Source organism: Corynebacterium sp. HMSC04H06 (assembly GCF_001815935.1).
Classification (GTDB): Bacteria; Actinomycetota; Actinomycetes; order Mycobacteriales; family Mycobacteriaceae; genus Corynebacterium.
The window spans coordinates 43,489-60,386 of the sequence record NZ_KV823410.1 but is presented as its reverse complement, the minus strand read 5'-3'; the positions used below and the strand labels follow the sequence as shown (position 1 = coordinate 60,386).

At 64.5% G+C, this 16,898-nt stretch carries 12 protein-coding genes and 1 riboswitch; of the genes, 4 read left to right on the top strand and 8 right to left on the bottom strand.

What is annotated here, in order from left to right:
• Positions 1–8 precede the first annotated feature (8 nt).
• The 3 genes from HMPREF3067_RS02625 to HMPREF3067_RS02615 all read right to left on the bottom strand — a co-directional run bounded on the left by HMPREF3067_RS02625 (position 9) and on the right by HMPREF3067_RS02615 (position 2,824).
• Positions 9–779, bottom strand: a complete 771-nt coding sequence (locus HMPREF3067_RS02625) for an energy-coupling factor transporter transmembrane component T family protein (RefSeq protein ID WP_070768180.1) — start codon at positions 777–779, stop codon at positions 9–11.
• Positions 772–2,247 (bottom strand): ABC transporter ATP-binding protein, encoded by a 1,476-nt coding sequence (locus HMPREF3067_RS02620; RefSeq protein WP_070768179.1) that lies wholly within the window; start codon positions 2,245–2,247, stop codon positions 772–774. The genes HMPREF3067_RS02625 and HMPREF3067_RS02620 overlap by 8 nt, the downstream gene beginning before the upstream one ends.
• Positions 2,240–2,824, bottom strand: a complete 585-nt coding sequence (locus HMPREF3067_RS02615; protein WP_070768178.1) for an ECF transporter S component — start codon at positions 2,822–2,824, stop codon at positions 2,240–2,242. Before HMPREF3067_RS02615 ends, HMPREF3067_RS02620 begins: the two co-directional genes overlap by 8 nt.
• A riboswitch (TPP riboswitch) is annotated at positions 2,814–2,929 on the bottom strand. (Overlaps the previous gene by 11 nt.)
• Positions 2,930–3,078: 149 nt before the next feature.
• Here HMPREF3067_RS02615 and HMPREF3067_RS02610 point away from each other — a divergent pair.
• The 4 genes from HMPREF3067_RS02610 to HMPREF3067_RS02595 are packed head-to-tail and all read left to right on the top strand — an operon-like array spanning position 3,079 to position 6,431.
• A complete protein-coding gene (locus HMPREF3067_RS02610) occupies positions 3,079–3,915 on the top strand; it encodes an ABC transporter ATP-binding protein (protein ID WP_083319098.1) in 837 nt (278 codons plus the stop codon).
• Between the two features lie 16 nt (positions 3,916–3,931).
• Positions 3,932–4,720: an ABC transporter permease gene (locus tag HMPREF3067_RS02605; protein ID WP_070768176.1), complete on the top strand. Its 789-nt coding sequence runs from the start codon at positions 3,932–3,934 to the stop codon at positions 4,718–4,720.
• Between the two features lie 8 nt (positions 4,721–4,728).
• A complete protein-coding gene (locus tag HMPREF3067_RS02600; protein WP_070768175.1) occupies positions 4,729–5,790 on the top strand; it encodes a sensor histidine kinase in 1,062 nt (353 codons plus the stop codon).
• A complete protein-coding gene (locus tag HMPREF3067_RS02595) occupies positions 5,787–6,431 on the top strand; it encodes a response regulator transcription factor (protein WP_070768174.1) in 645 nt (214 codons plus the stop codon). Before HMPREF3067_RS02600 ends, HMPREF3067_RS02595 begins: the two co-directional genes overlap by 4 nt.
• A 154-nt stretch (positions 6,432–6,585) precedes the next feature.
• Here HMPREF3067_RS02595 and HMPREF3067_RS02590 read toward each other — a convergent pair whose 3' ends face one another.
• The 5 genes from HMPREF3067_RS02590 to rplJ form a co-directional block, all read right to left on the bottom strand.
• Positions 6,586–10,578 (bottom strand): DNA-directed RNA polymerase subunit beta', encoded by a 3,993-nt coding sequence (locus HMPREF3067_RS02590; protein WP_070768173.1) that lies wholly within the window; start codon positions 10,576–10,578, stop codon positions 6,586–6,588.
• A 110-nt stretch (positions 10,579–10,688) separates the two neighbouring features.
• The gene (locus HMPREF3067_RS02585; RefSeq protein ID WP_070768172.1) at positions 10,689–14,186 is read right to left on the bottom strand and encodes a DNA-directed RNA polymerase subunit beta; all 3,498 of its coding nucleotides are present in this window, start codon (positions 14,184–14,186) and stop codon (positions 10,689–10,691) included.
• Positions 14,187–14,499: 313 nt separating this feature from the next.
• On the bottom strand, positions 14,500–15,483 hold the full coding sequence (locus HMPREF3067_RS02580) for a cell envelope lipid trafficking protein PgfA (protein WP_070768171.1): 984 nt from the start codon (positions 15,481–15,483) through the stop codon (positions 14,500–14,502).
• A 191-nt stretch (positions 15,484–15,674) separates the two neighbouring features.
• The gene (gene rplL / locus HMPREF3067_RS02575; RefSeq protein WP_070768237.1) at positions 15,675–16,064 is read right to left on the bottom strand and encodes a 50S ribosomal protein L7/L12; all 390 of its coding nucleotides are present in this window, start codon (positions 16,062–16,064) and stop codon (positions 15,675–15,677) included.
• Positions 16,065–16,144: 80 nt separating this feature from the next.
• Entirely contained in the window at positions 16,145–16,666 is a 522-nt protein-coding gene (gene rplJ / locus HMPREF3067_RS02570; protein ID WP_070768170.1) for a 50S ribosomal protein L10, read from the bottom strand.
• Positions 16,667–16,898 lie beyond the last annotated feature (232 nt).

Below are 16,898 nucleotides of genomic sequence, written 5' to 3'. Positions count from 1 at the left end.
AGAAGCTATCACAATCCAAAAAATCGCCAAGAGTTCGTGATTACCGAAACTACCACCGGGACGGCCGCGAGTACTACAACACCGGCCATGACCAGCCAGTCTTGGGTGCGCAGGCGGGATTGACGGGCCCAGGTCCGGCTCCTGCCGTGCGGCGGGGTGCGGCCAAAACCGCGGGACTCCATCGCCGTGGCGAGCTTACCGCCGCGCCGCAGGGCCACGACCAGCAGGCCGAAGGACATTGAGGTCATGTGCGCAATCCGGCCGCGGTCGGTCAGTCCCCTAGCCCGGCGGGCCCGTTCCATGGACGCCCAGTCGTCCTTAAAAAGCGTGGCCATGCGCACCCCGGCCACCGCGCCGATGACAAAGCGCGCGGGCAGCCGCAGCACCTGGGCCAGGCCGTCGCCCAGCTCCGTCGGGTCGATGTCGCGCGCCAGCACCACCACGGGAAGGGCAACTGCCAGGACACGGATCATCACCGCGATGGCCAGCTCAACCGAGTTCTCCGTGACCACCGCCAGCCAGATGGAGAAGTACTCCTTCCCGCCCGGCCGGCCGTAGAGCAGCATGGAGATGCCCGACAGCGGGGCGATAATCAGCAGGGGCCAGGCCAGCCGGACCAGCCGGGGCCAGGGCACCCCGCACAGAGGGGCGAGCAGTACCGTCAGGCCCAGGGAGACGGTCGCGCTGACCCAATCCAGGCTCAGCAGCAGCGGCGTGGTGATAATGACCATCAGCGCCAGCCGGGTCACCGGGTTGACAGTCGCCAGGATATTAGGCATTCCGGCCCTCCCCTCGCCGGTGGCCGCGAGCACGACTCGCAGGCACGCTAGACGCGGCTTCGGGGGCCGTGACGCGGATGTGGGCATCACCCAGCGCCGCGATGAACATCTCGTCGTGGGTGATGGAGGCGATCGTGGTGCCGGCCTCGACGAGCTCGCGCAGCATGACGACTAGCTCGGCGAAGGTAGACGGATCCTGGCCGAAGGTGGGCTCATCGAGGAGCACTACCGCCGGCGCGGTCACCAGGGTGGTGGCCACGGACAGGCGGCGCTTCTCCCCGCCGGAGAGCGTGAACGGGTTGGCCTCCAGCAGGTGCCCGAGCCGGAGGCGCTCTACCAGCTCGTCGATGCGCGCGGTCGGGACCTCCTCGCCCATCACCGTTGGGCCCACGCGCAGCTCCTCGGCCACGCTGCGGGCAACAAATTGGTGCTCCGGGTTCTGAAAGACGTAGCCAATGCGGTGCGCCAACTGCCGCGACTTCCACTTCCGCGGGCTGGGCGGCAGCCCACGGGCGACCTCCTCCGACATGCCGATCTGACCACTGACCGGGGCGAGCAGGCCGGCCATGGTCATCAGCCAGGTGGTCTTGCCGGAGCCGTTCGGCCCGGTAACCACGGTGGAGGCCCCGGCCGGGATCTCGTAGCTGCGCGGCGGCCCGAAACGGGTGACCAGGTCACGCGAGAACATCGCGGCCGGCGCGTGCGCGGCAACCGGCCGGGCTTGCGGCAGACCAATCACCGCCCGGGCGGCGGCCACTTCCGCGACGGTGGAATCCGCGCTCACGCGCCCGTCGCTGAGCATAATCGCGCGGTCCAGCAGATCTTCCCAACCGGAGTAGTTGTGCTCAACCACGACGAGCGTCGCGCCGGTGGCCTCGACGGTATCGCGCACCGCGGCGATAACGTCCCGGGCACCCTGCGGGTCCAGGTTGGCCGTGGGCTCATCGAGCAGGATGAGCCCCGCGCCCATGGCGATGATTCCGGCCAGCGCCAGGCGCTGCTTCTGCCCTCCGGACAGGCGCTGCGTCGGGTGGTCTAAGCCGACGTCCAGGCCCACCACGTCCAAGGCGTGGCGCACCCGGCGCCAGATCTCTTCCCTTTCCACGCCGAGGTTCTCGCACCCGAAGGCGACGTCGTCGCCCACGCGGGAGGCAATCACCTGCGCGTCCGGGTCCTGGAGCACCAGCCCCACCGGGACAGTGCGCCCGGGCACCTCGCGGTGGCCGGCCCCGTCGTAGAGCGTCAGCTCGCCGGCCTGCTCGCCCTCGTCATCGCCGCCCAGCACGCCCGCGAAGGCGGCCAGCAGCGTCGACTTGCCGGAGCCGGAGTCCCCGCACAGCAGGACGCGCTCGCCCGGTGCGATGTCGAGCTCAATGTCTTTGAGTGCCGCCCGGTTGCGCCCGGCGTGCTGCCAGCCGAAGTCCCGGGCGTGAAGTCCCGTCGGGTGGCTGGCAGCGGGACTAGGCACGGGCTTCCCGGCCTACCGCAAACCGGTCCAGGGCGCCGGTGCGCGCTAGGGCGCGGACCAGGTAGTAGCCGAGCACGCCGGCCAGGATGGCGCCGGAGACCATCAGGCAGGACAAGTAGATGAGGTTGAACTCCAGCGACTTGGCCAGGTTGGCGGACGTGAACAGCTCCAGGATGAACGCTCCGATGCCCGCGCCGATGCCGGACAGCGCCGCCACCGGCAGCTTGAAGTTCCGGTAGGCGAAAATCGCCAAGACGATCTCGACGCCCAGGCCCTGGGCCAGGCCGGAGTAGAGCGTCTCAATACCCCACTGGCTGCCCAGCGCCGCGGAGACAGAGGCCGCCAGGACCTCGACGAAGATAGCCGCGCCCGGCTTGCGTATCACTAAGCCGCCAATGACGCCGCCCAACAGCCAGATACCGGTGGCCAGTCCCCCGAGCCCCGGTGTGAGACTATCCATGGCCATGAACCACGCGTACCCCACGGTGTTCCACAGCAAGAAAATCAGACCGCAGGCCACACCCAAGATGGATGCAACCACGATGTCTACAACACGCCAATGAAGCCTATTCGGCATTTTTCCTCCCTCGCGCCGGCATTACCCGGATCAGGTTCTACGGTTCGGCCCCAAGGCCATCTCAGCCGCTGGACGTTGCCGCCAACAGCTCCCGCGTTTGTTTAGTTGTACAGGCGTTTAGCATAGCAAGCCCCTTCGCACGACAAAATCCCCTGCCTGAGCGGGGGTAAAGATCCCGACCCATGACATTTGTCATGCCTATGTCTGGATCTTTGGCCTACACACCCCTTGTTCTCCTCCCCGATACTCGGGGCATGAACGCGAGAACGAACAGCACCCCCACCCCAGCTATTGAGATTCAGCACCTGACTAAAGCCTTTGGGCGCGGCAAGAAGCGGGTCAACGCCATCCGGGACCTTGACCTAACCATCCCCGCTGGGGAGGTTGTGGCTTTGGTAGGCGCCAACGGCGCGGGCAAGACAACGCTTTTCGACATGGTGCTAGGACTGACCGAACCAACCAGCGGCACCATCGAGCTCTTTGGCGGGCCGCCCGCCCGGGCCGCGAAGACGTCGCGCGTGGGCGCGGTGATGCAGTCCGGCGGACTTCTCCCCGACATCACGGTCGAGGAAACCGTACGCGCTATAGCCGGGCTGCACCCGCGGTCCGCGCCGCTGGATGAGGTCGTGCGCGAAGTCATGGAGGAGACCCGGCTGACTGAGATCCAAAACCGTAAGGTCCGGTTGTGCTCCGGCGGGGAGCAGCAGCGCGTGCGTTTCGCGCTGGCAATCCTGCCCCGCCCCGACCTCCTCATCTTGGACGAGCCCACCACCGGCATGGACATCTACACCCGCCACGAATTCTGGCACACCTTGCGCTACCAGGCGCGAGAAGGCCAGACCATCATTTTCGCCACCCACTACCTCGAGGAGGCCCAGCGCTACGCCGACCGCGTAGTCATCCTCCAGGACGGCCTTGTCACCGCCAACGGCACCGTGGCGGAAGTCCAAGGCAGCTACCCGAGCCTCGACGAGGCGGTACTGCGCTACATCGCCCCCGATTTCACCGCCGACCTCCACGCCGGCCTGCGGCCGGAGGAGACCCACGCGAAGAACTCCGAAGTCACGACTTGGCCTACGCGATGGGCCTAAGAAAGGAATTACAGGAATGACCACCACCGCATCCGCTGCCACGCCTGTCCGCTCCCTGACGGCGCTAAACCTCAAGCGCGCCTTCCGGGATTTCACCAACGTCTTTTTCACTGTCGTCATGCCAGTCGGCTTCTACCTGCTCTTCGGCGCGCTGCAAGACTATTCGTCCATGCCGGACTTTGCGCACGGCAACCCGAAAGCCTTCGTCATGGTCTCCATGGCGCTCTACGGCGCGGTCATCGCCGCGACCGCGGCGGCCGGAGGCACGGTCGTGGAAAGTCGCAGTGGTTGGGGCCGCCAACTAGCGCTTACCCCCACCACCCCGGGCCACTACCTGACCGCCCAGGTGCTGTCCTTGGCGCTGCGCTGCACCCTCCCCGTGGTGGCGGTTTTCATCGCCGGTGCCCTGACCGGTGCCACCATGACCGCGAGCGCGTGGGCCGCCTGCTTCTTTCTCTGCATCGCCGTTTCCCTGCCCTTCGGCGTCTACGGCATGGCCTTCGGGGAGCTTTTCCGCTCCGACAGCGCGATTACGATCGCCTCCACGCTCATCGTGGTCTTCGCCTTCGCCGCCAACATGTTCATGCCGCTGAGTGCCGGTATGCTCGACTTCGGGCGCTTCACGCCCCTCTACGGCGCCAACGCCCTAGCCAACTATCCCCTCACCGACGGGGTACAAATAATCTCCGACGAACCCTACTACCACGAAGAAGCCCTCCCCAACGCCCTAGCCAACATCGCCGCCTGGGCTGCTATCTTCGTCATCACCTTCATACTGCTCAACCGCCGCCAGAAGGGACGCTAACCCGCCTCATGCATTTTTCCCGCAGCGACGCCACCAAGAGCAGCATCTGGCTCGTCTTTTTGCTGTTTTCCTTCGTGCCCATCCTGTTCTCAGAATTCAACGGCACAGCCCTAACAACCGTCGCTGCCGGCTTTGTGTTTTTCGCCCTCGCCTACGCCCTAGGTTCCGGCTACCACGCATCAGTACCCCACCGGCGCCTGCCCCTCTTCGTACTCCCCTGGTGCGCCGTCCTGCTGATCAGTCCGCTAGCACTCCTGCCGCTGATCGGCTGGTACGTGCTGGTCTTCCTGCCCTATTTCACGGCCGTCTTTCTCTACGTCACGCCTGGGATGACCGGCTACGCCATGGTCGGTTGCGGAGCCGGTTTCACGGTGATCCTCCTGATCATCTTCCAGCCACCGAACGCCTTCGCCTTGGCCGGCCTGGCCGTGTGCACCCCGGCGTTCATGGTGCTCAACAAGAGCCTCGAGGATAGGAAGGCCGCGGAGCGCAGCGCCGAGAGCCGCCTCCGGCTGGCGCGCGAGCGCGAGGCCATCGCCAGCGACATCCACGATCTGTTGGGGCAGTCCCTGACCGTCATCAATCTCAAGTCCGAGCTCGCCCGGCGGCAGCTCCAGTTCGCTCCGGAAAAGGCCGAGGAGGAGCTGCGCGCCATCAGTGAGCTGACGCGTTCCTCCCTGGACGAAGTGCGCGCCACCGTGACCGCGCTGCGCCAGCCGCAGCTGGCGGTGGAGCTAGCCAATGCCGAAAACGCGCTACACGCCGCGGGCATCGCCGCCCGTGTCCCGGAGCCCTCCCGCGCCCAAGAGCTCGCCGGTAAGCATCAGGTCTTGTATGCCTGGGCGGTACGAGAGGCCACGACCAATATCCTCCGGCACGCCCGGGCTCGCCAGGCCTGGATCGAGGTCACGCCCACACGCCTCGTCGTCGGCGACGAAGGCATCGGCCACACCATCTCCCCGGGCAACGGGCTAGCGGGCCTGCGCGCCCGAGTCGAAGACGCCGGCGGTACGTTGGGCATCACCTCCCAACCAAGCCGAGGGACCCGGATTGAAGTGGATATGTCATGACTAAAGACTTTGGAGCCAAGGCCCCCATCAAGGTTTTCATCGCCGACGACCAGAACCTGGTCCGCGGGGCGCTCGCCGCGCTGCTGAGCTTGCAGGGAGACCTCGAGGTCGTGGGCGAGGCCGCCGACGGCGCGCAGATCTTCTCCCAGGTACGCCGGTGCCGGCCGGACGTGCTCATCATGGATATTGAGATGCCCGGCACCAGCGGCCTGCAAGCTACCAAAGAGCTGCGCGACGCAGGGCTGCTGGGAGCCGGCAAGACCCAGGTTCTTATCGTGACCACCTTCGGGCGCACCGGCTACCTGCAGCGCGCACTGGCCGCTGGGGCCTCCGGTTTCATCATGAAGGATACCCCGCCGGATTCCCTCGCCGACGTCGTACGCCGCATCCACGCCGGCCACCGCGTCATCGATCCGGGACTGGCCGAGCGAGCCCTCTTTAGCCCGCCCAACCCGCTCACCCAGCGCGAGATAGAGGTCTGCCACGCCGCGACTGAGTACGACAGCGTGCGCGACATCGCCGCGGCCCTGCACTTAAGCGAGGGCACCGTGCGCAATCACCTGTCCGCCATCATGACCAAGACCGCCACCGGCAACCGGCACGCCGCAGTCGCCGCGGCCGAGGACAACGGCTGGCTTTAACCCCCTCCCTCGGGCCGTGGGCCAGAGGCCCTGGCGGGATTATGCCTTGGCAAGGACAGCGAACATAGACAGCGGCCCCGCAGCCTCCCGTGTAGGAGGTGCGGGGCCGCTGTGCAGACCGAATGTGTGCGGTTAGACCGCGGGAGTACTTCCTTTAGAAGAAGTCCTCCTCCAGCGGGACGGAGGCGCCGGTGAACTCACCGAAGCTGTCGTCGCTGTAGATGGTATCGCTGTAGGTCGGGATGGAGTACGCCGCGTTGCGGGCGGCCTCCGTCGGCTTCACAGTGATGTTGCGGTAGCGGGAAATACCGGTACCGGCCGGGATCAACTTACCGATGATCACGTTCTCCTTGAGGCCAATGAGCTTATCGGAGCGCTTGTTGATAGCGGCATCGGTAAGCACGCGGGTGGTCTCCTGGAAAGAGGCGGCGGACAGCCAGGACTCGGTAGCCAGGGAGGCCTTGGTGATACCCATGATCTCACTGCGCAGCTGTGCGGGCTCGCCGCCCTCGGCCACCTGCGCGGCGTTGATCTGCTTGGCCTCGGACAGGTCCACCAAGGTGCCCGGCAGAAACTCGGTCGAGCCGGCGTCGATGACCGTGCCACGGCGCAGCATCTGGCGGATGATGATCTCGATGTGCTTGTCGTGGATGGCCACACCCTGGGTCCGGTACACGGCCTGGACCTCGTCGATGAGGTGCTTCTCCACGCCACGGCGACCCAGGACCTCCAGGACGTCGTGCGGGTCGGCCGCACCGCGCATCAGGCGCTCGCCGGTGACGACGTGATCGCCGTCGCGCAGAGAACGCTCGATCATGGCGTCCGGGTTGGACTCCATCGGGCGGCGCACCTGGGCCAGGCCCTGGCGCTTCGACAGCTTCTCATAGACCACGTTGTCGGAACCATCGTCCGGAGTAATGGTCAGGGTCCAGAAGTTGCCCTCGTCCGACAGGGACACGGTGCCGTCCACGGAGGCGATCGGGGCGCGGTTCTTCGGGTTACGGGCCTCGAAGAGCTCCTGCACACGCGGCAGACCGCCGGTAATATCGCCGCCGACACCGCCCTGGTGGAACGTACGCATGGTCAACTGGGTACCTGGCTCACCAATCGACTGGGCGGCCACGATACCGACGGCTTCGCCGATATCGACCAGGTGTCCGGAAGCCATGGACTTGCCGTAGCACTTAGCACAGACACCCGCCGGGGTCTGGCAGGTCAGCACGGAGCGGACCTTGATCTCCTGCACGCCAGCCTGAACCAGCTTGTTGGTCAGGCTCTCGGTCAGGTCGGAGCCGGCCTCAGCCAGCACGTTGCCGTCGGCGTCCTTGACGTCGCTAGCCACCACGCGGCCGGAAGCGGAGGTCTCCCACAGCTCGTGAACCGCGTACTGGCCCTCGGCGACCTCGGTGCCGATCGGCACGCGCACGCCCAGGCGGGTGCCGCAGTCTTCCTCGCGGACGATGACGTCCTGGGCCACGTCGACCAGACGACGGGTCAGGTAGCCCGAGTCCGCTGTACGCAGTGCGGTATCCGCCAGTCCCTTACGGGAACCGTGCGAGTTGTTGAAGTACTCCAACACCGACAGGCCTTCACGGAAGGAGGTCTTAATCGGACGGGTGATGTAGTCACCCTTGGAGTTCACGACCATGCCCTTCATGCCAGCCAGCGTCCAGATCTGTCGCATGTTACCGGCCGCACCGGACTTAACGATCATCGGGATCGGGTTGTCATCCGGGTAGAGGTTCTCCACCGAGTTACCCACGGTGTCGGTGGCGTCCTTCCAGAGCTCAACCAGGCGGTCGTAGCGCTCGCGCTCGGTCAGGGCGCCCTGCTCCCAGTACTTGTGCTCGATCCGCTCGGCTTCCTTCTCGTAGGACTCCAGGATCTCGGTCTTGTTCGGCAGAACCAGAACGTCGGACATGGTGATAGTCACGCCGGAACGGGTAGCCCAGTAGAAGCCGGCGTCCTTCATCTTGTCTAGGACCTGAGCCACGGTGATCATCGGGTACTTGACGGCGAGATCGTTGATCACGTCGCCCAGCAGCACCTTGTTGCCGGACCCACCCTTACGGACCATGACGCCCTCGAGGTACGGGTAGTTCCACGGCAGCAGCTCGTTGAACATGATGCGGCCGATGGTGGTCTCCGCCAGCCAGGCCTGGCCGCGCTCCCAGCCGTCCGGGAACTGCTCGGCCTCGATGTCCTCCGGCGGACGCAGGTGGTCGATGCGCACCTTGATCGGCGCCTGCAGGCCCACCACACCACGGTCGCGCGCCATGAGCGCCTCCGCGTAGGAGGAGTAGACGCCGGTGGCCGGCTTGTCGGTCTCCGCCTCGTGGAAGCGGCCCTCGCCACCGATCTCGTCCTCGGCCTTGTCCATGGTCAGGTAGTACAGACCGGTGACCATATCCAGGCGCGGCATAGCCAGCGGCTTACCGGAGGCCGGGGACAGAATGTTGTTGGAAGCCAGCATCAGCACGCGGGCCTCGGCCTGGGCCTCGGCAGACAGCGGCAGGTGGACTGCCATCTGGTCACCGTCGAAGTCGGCGTTGAAGGCCTCACAAGCCAGCGGGTGCAGCTGAATGGCCTTGCCCTCAACCAGCTTCGGCTCGAAGGCCTGGATGCCCAGGCGGTGCAGGGTCGGAGCGCGGTTCAGCAGCACCGGGTGCTCGGAAATGGCCTGCTCCAGCACGTCCCAAACCTCGGAACGCTGGCGCTCGACCATGCGCTTAGCGGACTTTATGTTCTGCGCGTAGTCGTTTTCCACCAGGCGCTTCATGACGAAAGGCTTGAACAGCTCGAGCGCCATCAGCTTCGGCAGACCGCACTCGTGCAGCTTCAGCTGCGGGCCGACGATAATAACCGAACGGCCGGAGTAGTCCACGCGCTTACCCAGCAGGTTCTGGCGGAAGCGGCCCTGCTTGCCCTTGAGCAGGTCAGACAGGGACTTCAGCGGGCGGGAGCCCGGACCGGTGACCGGACGGCCGCGGCGGCCGTTGTCGAACAGGGCGTCCACGGACTCCTGCAGCATGCGCTTCTCGTTGTTGACGATGATCTCGGGCGCGCCCAGATCGATCATGCGCTTGAGGCGGTTGTTGCGGTTGATCACGCGGCGGTACAGGTCGTTCAGGTCGGAGGTGGCAAAGCGGCCACCGTCCAGCTGGACCATCGGGCGCAGCTCCGGCGGGATGACCGGGATAGCGTCCAGGACCATTCCGGCCGGGTCGTTGCCGGAACGCAGGAACGCGGCGACGACCTTCAGGCGCTTCAGGGCGCGCATCTTCTTCTGGCCTTTGCCGTTGTTGATGGTCTCACGCAGGACCTCAGCCTCGGCCTCCAGGTCGAAGTTGCGGATGAGCGTCTGGATGGCTTCCGCGCCCATGCCGCCGGTGAAGTAATCCTCGTAGCGGTCGACGAGCTCTTCGTAGATGTTCTCGTCGATGATCATCTGCTTCGGGGCCAGCTTGACGAAGGTGTTCCAGATTTCGTCCAAGCGGGCGACCTCGCGCTCACCGCGCTCGCGGATGTGTTGCATCTCCTTGTCCGCAGCGTTCTGGACCTTGCGACGGGCGTCCGCCTTGGCCCCGGCTTCCTCCAGCTCGGCCAGGTCGGCCTCGAGCTTGGACGCGCGCTCGGCGATTTCCGCCTCGGTGTCGTCCTCCACATCCTTCTTCTCGAGCAGCATCTCGCCCTCGAGGGTGGACATGTCGTTGTGGCGGGCTTCTTCATCCACGGAGGTGATGATGTTGGCCGCGAAGTAGATGATGCGCTCCAGATCCTTCGGAGCGAGATCCAGCAGGTAGCCCAGGCGGGACGGCACACCCTTGAAGTACCAGATATGGGTAACCGGAGCGGCCAGCTCGATGTGACCCATGCGTTCACGGCGGACCTTGGACTTGGTGACCTCGACGCCGCACCGCTCGCAGATGATGCCCTTGTAACGCACGCGCTTGTACTTGCCGCAGGCGCACTCCCAGTCGCGGGTCGGCCCGAAGATGCGCTCGCAGAACAGGCCGTCCTTCTCCGGCTTCAGGGTTCGGTAGTTGATGGTCTCGGGCTTTTTAACTTCGCCCTTGGACCAGCGACGGATGTCTTCAGCGGTGGCCAGACCAATGCGGAGCTCGTCGAAGAGGTTTACGTCGAACACGTAAATTCTCCCTTTCATCCTCGTTTAACGAGGAATTGTTGGCATTTGAAAAAGTAACTTGTTTCCTTGCCCGCCGCTGGGAAACCAGCGGCGGACCTAAAGCAGAGTTGCTAGGCGATGTCGGCGGCGGAACCCTCATCGCGGGACAGGTTAATGCCCAGCGAGGAACCGGATTCCATGTCGTCTTCATCCGAGCCGGAAAGCTCCATCGGGGTGCCGTCGGTGGACAGGACCTCCACGTTCAGGCACAGCGACTGCAGCTCCTTGAGCAACACCTTGAAGGATTCCGGGATGCCCGGATCCGGGATGTTCTCGCCCTTCACAATGGCCTCGTAGACCTTCACGCGGCCGACCACGTCGTCCGACTTGATGGTCAGCAGCTCCTGCAGAGTGTAGGCCGCGCCGTATGCCTGCATGGCCCACACCTCCATTTCACCGAAGCGCTGGCCACCGAACTGGGCCTTACCACCCAGCGGTTGCTGGGTAATCATGGAGTACGGACCAGTCGAACGGGCGTGGATCTTCTCATCCACCAGGTGGTGCAGCTTAAGCATGTACATGTAGCCGACCGAGATCGGGTACATGTACGGCTCGCCGGAACGGCCGTCGAACAGCGTGGCCTTGCCCTCGCCGTCAACCAGGACGTCGCCGTCGCGGTTCGGGCGGGAGGACGCCAGCAGGCGGGAGATCTCTTCGTTGGTCGCGCCGTCGAAGACCGGGGTGGCGGTCAGCGAGTCGGCCGGAACGTCGTAGAGCTCTTCCGGCAGGGTCTTGAGCAGGTCGGCGTTTGCCGGATCGTCGACGTCGACCTTCCAGCCAGCGTGAGCCAGCCAGCCGAGGTGGACCTCGAGGACCTGGCCGATGTTCATACGACGCGGAACACCGTGGGTGTTCAGGATGATGTCGACCGGGGTACCGTCCGCCATGAACGGCATGTCCTCCGGCGGCAGGATCTTGCCGACAACACCCTTGTTGCCGTGGCGGCCGGCCATCTTATCGCCGTCCTGGATCTTGCGCTTCTGGGCCACGTAGACGCGGATCATCTCGTTGACGCCCGGGGCCAGGTCGTCATCGTCTTCGCGGCTGAAACGAGCCACGCCGATGACCTTGCCGACCTCACCGTGCGGGACCTTCATCGAGGTGTCGCGCACCTCGCGGGCCTTCTCACCGAAGATGGCGCGCAGCAGGCGCTCCTCCGGGGTCAGCTCGGTCTCGCCCTTCGGGGTGACCTTACCGACCAGGATATCGCCCGGGCGGACGTCGGCGCCGATGCGGATGATGCCGCGCTCGTCCAAATCGCTGAGCACGTCCTCGGCCACGTTCGGGATCTCGCGGGTAATTTCCTCGGCGCCCAGCTTGGTGTCGCGGGCATCGATCTCGTGCTCCTCAATGTGCACGGAGGTCAGGATGTCCTCTTCGACGATGCGCTGGTTGAGGATGATGGCGTCCTCATAGTTGTGGCCTTCCCACGGCATGAACGCCACGAGCAGGTTGCGGCCCAGCGACATCTCGCCGTTGTGGGTCCCCGGGCCGTCGGCCAGCACCTGGCCGGCCTCGACGCGGTCGCCCATGGACACCAGCGGGGTCTGGTTGTAGTTCGTGCCCTGGTTGGTGCGCTCGAACTTGCGCAGCATATAGGTATCACGCTGACCCTCATCGTCCATGATGGTGATGAGGTCCGCAGTCACGTCCTCGACCACACCGGCCTTCGGGGTGATGACCAGGTCGCCGGCGTCGTAAGCCGCGCGCTGCTCCATACCGGTGCCCACGTACGGGGACTCGGAGCGCACCAGCGGCACCGCCTGGCGCTGCATGTTCGCGCCCATCAGTGCACGGTTAGCGTCGTCGTGCTCCAAGAACGGAATCATGGCGGTAGCCACGGACACCATCTGGCGCGGGGAGACGTCCACGTAGTCGACGCCGGAAGCATCGGTCACGGCGATGTCGCCGTCGCGCTGGCGGACCTCGATGCGGTCGCCGGTGATGTTGCCCTCGGCGTCCTGCTCGACCTCGGCCTGGGCGATGGAGAAGCGGTCCTCCTCGTCGGCGGTCAGGTACTCGACCTGGTCGGTGATCTTGCCGTCGACGACCTTGCGGTACGGGGTCTCGATGAAGCCGAAGGAGTTCACGCGGGCGTAGGAAGCCAGCGAGCCGATCAGGCCGATGTTCGGGCCCTCCGGGGTCTCAATCGGGCACATGCGACCGTAGTGCGACGGGTGCACGTCTCGAACCTCGATGCCGGCGCGCTCACGGGACAGGCCGCCCGGGCCCAGTGCGGACAGGCGGCGCTTGTGGGTCAGGCCGGACAACGAGTTGTTGTGGTCCATGAACTGGGACAGCTGCGAGGTACCGAAGAACTCGCGGATAGCTGCCGAGACCGGGCGCACGTTGATCAGCGAGGTCGGCGTGATGGACTCCGCGTCCTGGGTGGTCATGCGCTCGCGCACGACGCGCTCCATGCGGGACAGGCCCACGCGGACCTGGTTTTGGATCAGCTCGCCCACGGTGCGCAGACGACGGTTGCCGAAGTGATCGATGTCGTCGGTGTTGATGGAGATCATCTCACCGTTCGGCGCCTTCATCTCGCGCTCACCGACGTGCAGGCGTACCAGGTACTCCAGCGCGACGGCGATGTCTTCCTCGGTCAGGGTCATCAGGCCGTCGTGGTCGCCGCCCAGACCCAGCTTGCGGTTGACCTTGTAGCGGCCGACCTTGGCCAGGTCGTAGCGCTTCGCGCGGAAGAAGGAGTTGTCCAGCAGGGACTGAGCCAGCTCGCGGGTCGGCTGCTCGCCCGGGCGCTGCTTGCGGTAGATCTCCAGCAGGGCCTCGTCCGTGTTGGCAACGCCATCGGACTCGAGGGTGGACATCATCAGCTCGGAGAAGCCGAAGCGCTCACGGATCTGCTCTTCGGACCAGCCCAGGGCCTTGAGCAGCACGGTGACCGGCTGGCGGCGCTTGCGGTCAATACGCACGCCGACGGTGTCGCGCTTGTCCACGTCGAATTCGAGCCAAGCGCCGCGGGACGGGATGACCTTCACGGAGTGCAGCGGGCGCTCCGTGGACTTGTCGATCGTCTGATCAAAGTACACGCCCGGGGAACGCACGAGCTGGGAGACGACAACACGCTCGGTACCGTTGACAATGAACGTGCCCTTGTCGGTCATCATCGGGAAGTCGCCGATGAACACCGTCTGAGACTTAATCTCCTGGGTGTCATTGTTGATGAACTCTGCGGTCACGTAGAGCGGCGCCGAGTAGTTGATGTCCTTTTCTTTACACTCGTCGACGGTGTTCTTCACCGGCTCGAAGCGCGGCTCGGACAGCGACAGGGACATATTGCCCGAGTAGTCCTCGATCGGGGACAATTCCTCTAGAATGTCCTCCAGGCCAGAGGTAACGCGCGCGTCGTCGCCACGTTCAGCCTGCTGGCGCTCACGCCACTCCGGCGTGCCGATGAGCCATGCAAAAGAATCAAGTTGCAAGTCAAGGAGGCCCGGAACCGCAATCGGCTCGCTAATCTTAGCGAACGAATAACGCTTCGGGGCTCCAGGGATATTGGCCACTGACTTGGTCTGGCGGGAGACTGCCAAGATGGGTCCTTCCAGCACCTCACGCGGATCACTAACCCGCCTGGGAGGGGCGAGCAAGCAAAACCGCTGGTAGATTTAGCATTCGGTCTGCTGTGGAATCAGCGGGCTCAGATAGCACAAAATCACCTTGTCAAGTCGCTTTACCATCACCACGTGCCAAGGCTAAATGTGCACTGGGGATCCGGATTCCAGCGCAACGAAACAGCCTATATCAAATCCGGCGATTTGTAAAGACGCGCGCGATCGTCTATGTGCCCGGCCGGGTTCTTGCTCGCACGCAGCGGGCGCGGGCGGACCAGACACAGTCGCAAGCCCAAGCCCAGACCCGGACCTAGAGGGCCCGCTTGACCTTCTGGACGCGCGGACCGAAAACTCCGAAGACTCCCAGTAGCCCGATGATGGTCAAGACAACGCCTAGGCCGAAGCCAATCCAGCGCGCGATATTCGCGGCCTGCGGATCCGGAATCTGGCCGGCCTGCTCAATGAGCTGGGCGCGATCCTCGTCAGAGGTGGAGGCCTGGAACACAAAGGCGTCCTCGCGGCGCTCGCCCTCCCGGGTGCCATAGTAGTCGTCGATGTCCAAATCCATGCCCACCACCATGCCGGTGGCGTGGTCGACGTAGATGCTGCGCTTGCCGGAGTGGAACAGGTAGCCCGGCTCCGTACCGCCGTCGGGGGTCTCGAACTGGGTGGTATTGCCCATCCCCGCGTAAAGCGTGGCGACGTTGACCGGCGCTATCTCCTGGTCGTAGCGATAGATCTCTCGGCCATCTATCTCCTGCTCCTCGGCGAAGACGGCGTCTTCCGCTTGGCGCAGGGTCGGGTCGAAGACCGGGTAGGTGGTCTTTTCCGCCGCCGAGGGGAACTTCAGCCAGTAGCCGTCCACGGCCACCTCCGCCGCCGGCGAGGCGATCGTGTGGTTCAGGCGTGCCTTGCCCTGTGCCGCGCCGCTGACGCGGTCAATGGTGAAGTTCCACACCTGGGCGCTGACCAGGTTCTCCACATCCCCGGCGTCGGCCTCGGTGCCGCGCACGGTGGTCTGCCCGACCCGCAGGAAAGCATCCTCCTTGCCGGAGGGATCCACGGTGTCGTAGTGCAGCTGGTAGGCCAGCGGGCCCTCGTAGGGCTGTGTCCCCTCTTCACTCACGGTCTGCGCTCGGCCGCCCTGGTCGCTGAAGCTAAACGTGGTGTACTCGGCGTCCAGCGGCAGCTTGGCCCGCAGGTCTAGGAAGACAGGCGCGAGCGCGCCCGCGGCAATCAAAGCGATGCCGAGGCCTAGAACGATCACGGAGATGATGCGGGATTTGGGCAGCATGGTACAGCATCTTACAACCCAGCAATTGCCGGTTGATAACGAAACACCCGGTTTCTAGCGCGCGACCCCTCCCCCGCCGCGGGTGGAGGCATAAAAAGACCTCCGCCCGCTCCCGCGGTGATGCGGGGCAGGCGGAGGTGGTTAAAGCCTTAAGAAGGCTCAGGCCGAAGCCGAGGTGAGTCTAGTTCAGACTACTTCAGCTCGACGGAAGCGCCAGCCTCTTCCAGCTTGGTCTTGGCAGCCTCGGCGTCGTCCTTGTTGGCGCCTTCCAGGATGGCCTTCGGAGCGGACTCAACCAGCTCCTTGGCTTCCTTCAGGCCCAGGCCGGAGACGATCTCGCGGACAGCCTTGATGACGCCGATCTTCTTGGCGCCAGCGTCGGTCAGAACGACGTCGAACTCGTCCTTCTCCTCAGCAGCAGCCTCGCCGCCGGCAGCCGGAGCGCCTGCAGCAACAGCGGCGACCGGAGCGGCAGCCTCAACGTCGAAGACCTCTTCGAATTCCTTGACGAACTCGGAGAGCTCGATGAGGGTCATTTCCTTGAAAGCTTCAATGAGCTCGTCCTTGGTGAGCTTAGCCATGGTAAGCATCCTTTCTTATGTGAGCGCTGCAATAGCGTCTCGGTAGTGGTGTAGTTGTTGCGCAGGTTGTGCGCGAATTCTTAAGCTTCTGCTTCCTTCTTGTCCTGCAGAGCCGCAACGGTACATACGGCCTTGATTGCAGGAGCGTTGAAGAGAGCGGCAGCCTTCGCCATAGAACCCTTCATAGCGCCAGCCAGCTTGGCCAGCGTGGTCTCACGGTTGTCAAGGTCAGCAATGGCCTTGACCTGGTCGGCAGTCAAAGCGTTGCCGTCCATGTAACCGCCCTTGACGATGAACGCGTCGTGATCCTCGGCGAACTTCTTCATCACCTTGGCAGCGTCGACAGCCTCGCCCTTGATGAAGGCGATAGCGGTCGGGCCGGCCAGGTGCTCGTCAAGACCCTCGATGCCAGCTTCCTTGGCAGCGATCTTGAAGAGGGTGTTCTTGGCGACGGAGTAGTCAACGTCAAAGCCCAGGTTGTTACGCAGCTCGGAAAGCTGTGCCACGGTCAGGCCGCGGTACTCGGTCAGCACGAACGCATCAGCAGCGTCGAGCTTGCCCTTCAGCTCCGCCAGGTCTGCGGTGTTCTTCGGGTTTGCCATCTTAACTCTCGCCTCCTTCCAAAACATCTCTTGTTTTTCCGCCGGAGCTTTTTCTAGCTTGCCCCGGGCGGGCTTTAACTCGCCCGGTCGTCGCATCAAAAAAGCCCCGTGCAAGAGCACAGGGCGCACACATAGGATGTGATGCACAAGTGTCTCCTGCGTGGGCCGTTCCCGTGGATGGGAAACCTTCGACCTTCCAACAAGAAGGTGACCAACGGTCTTCGGTGAAACT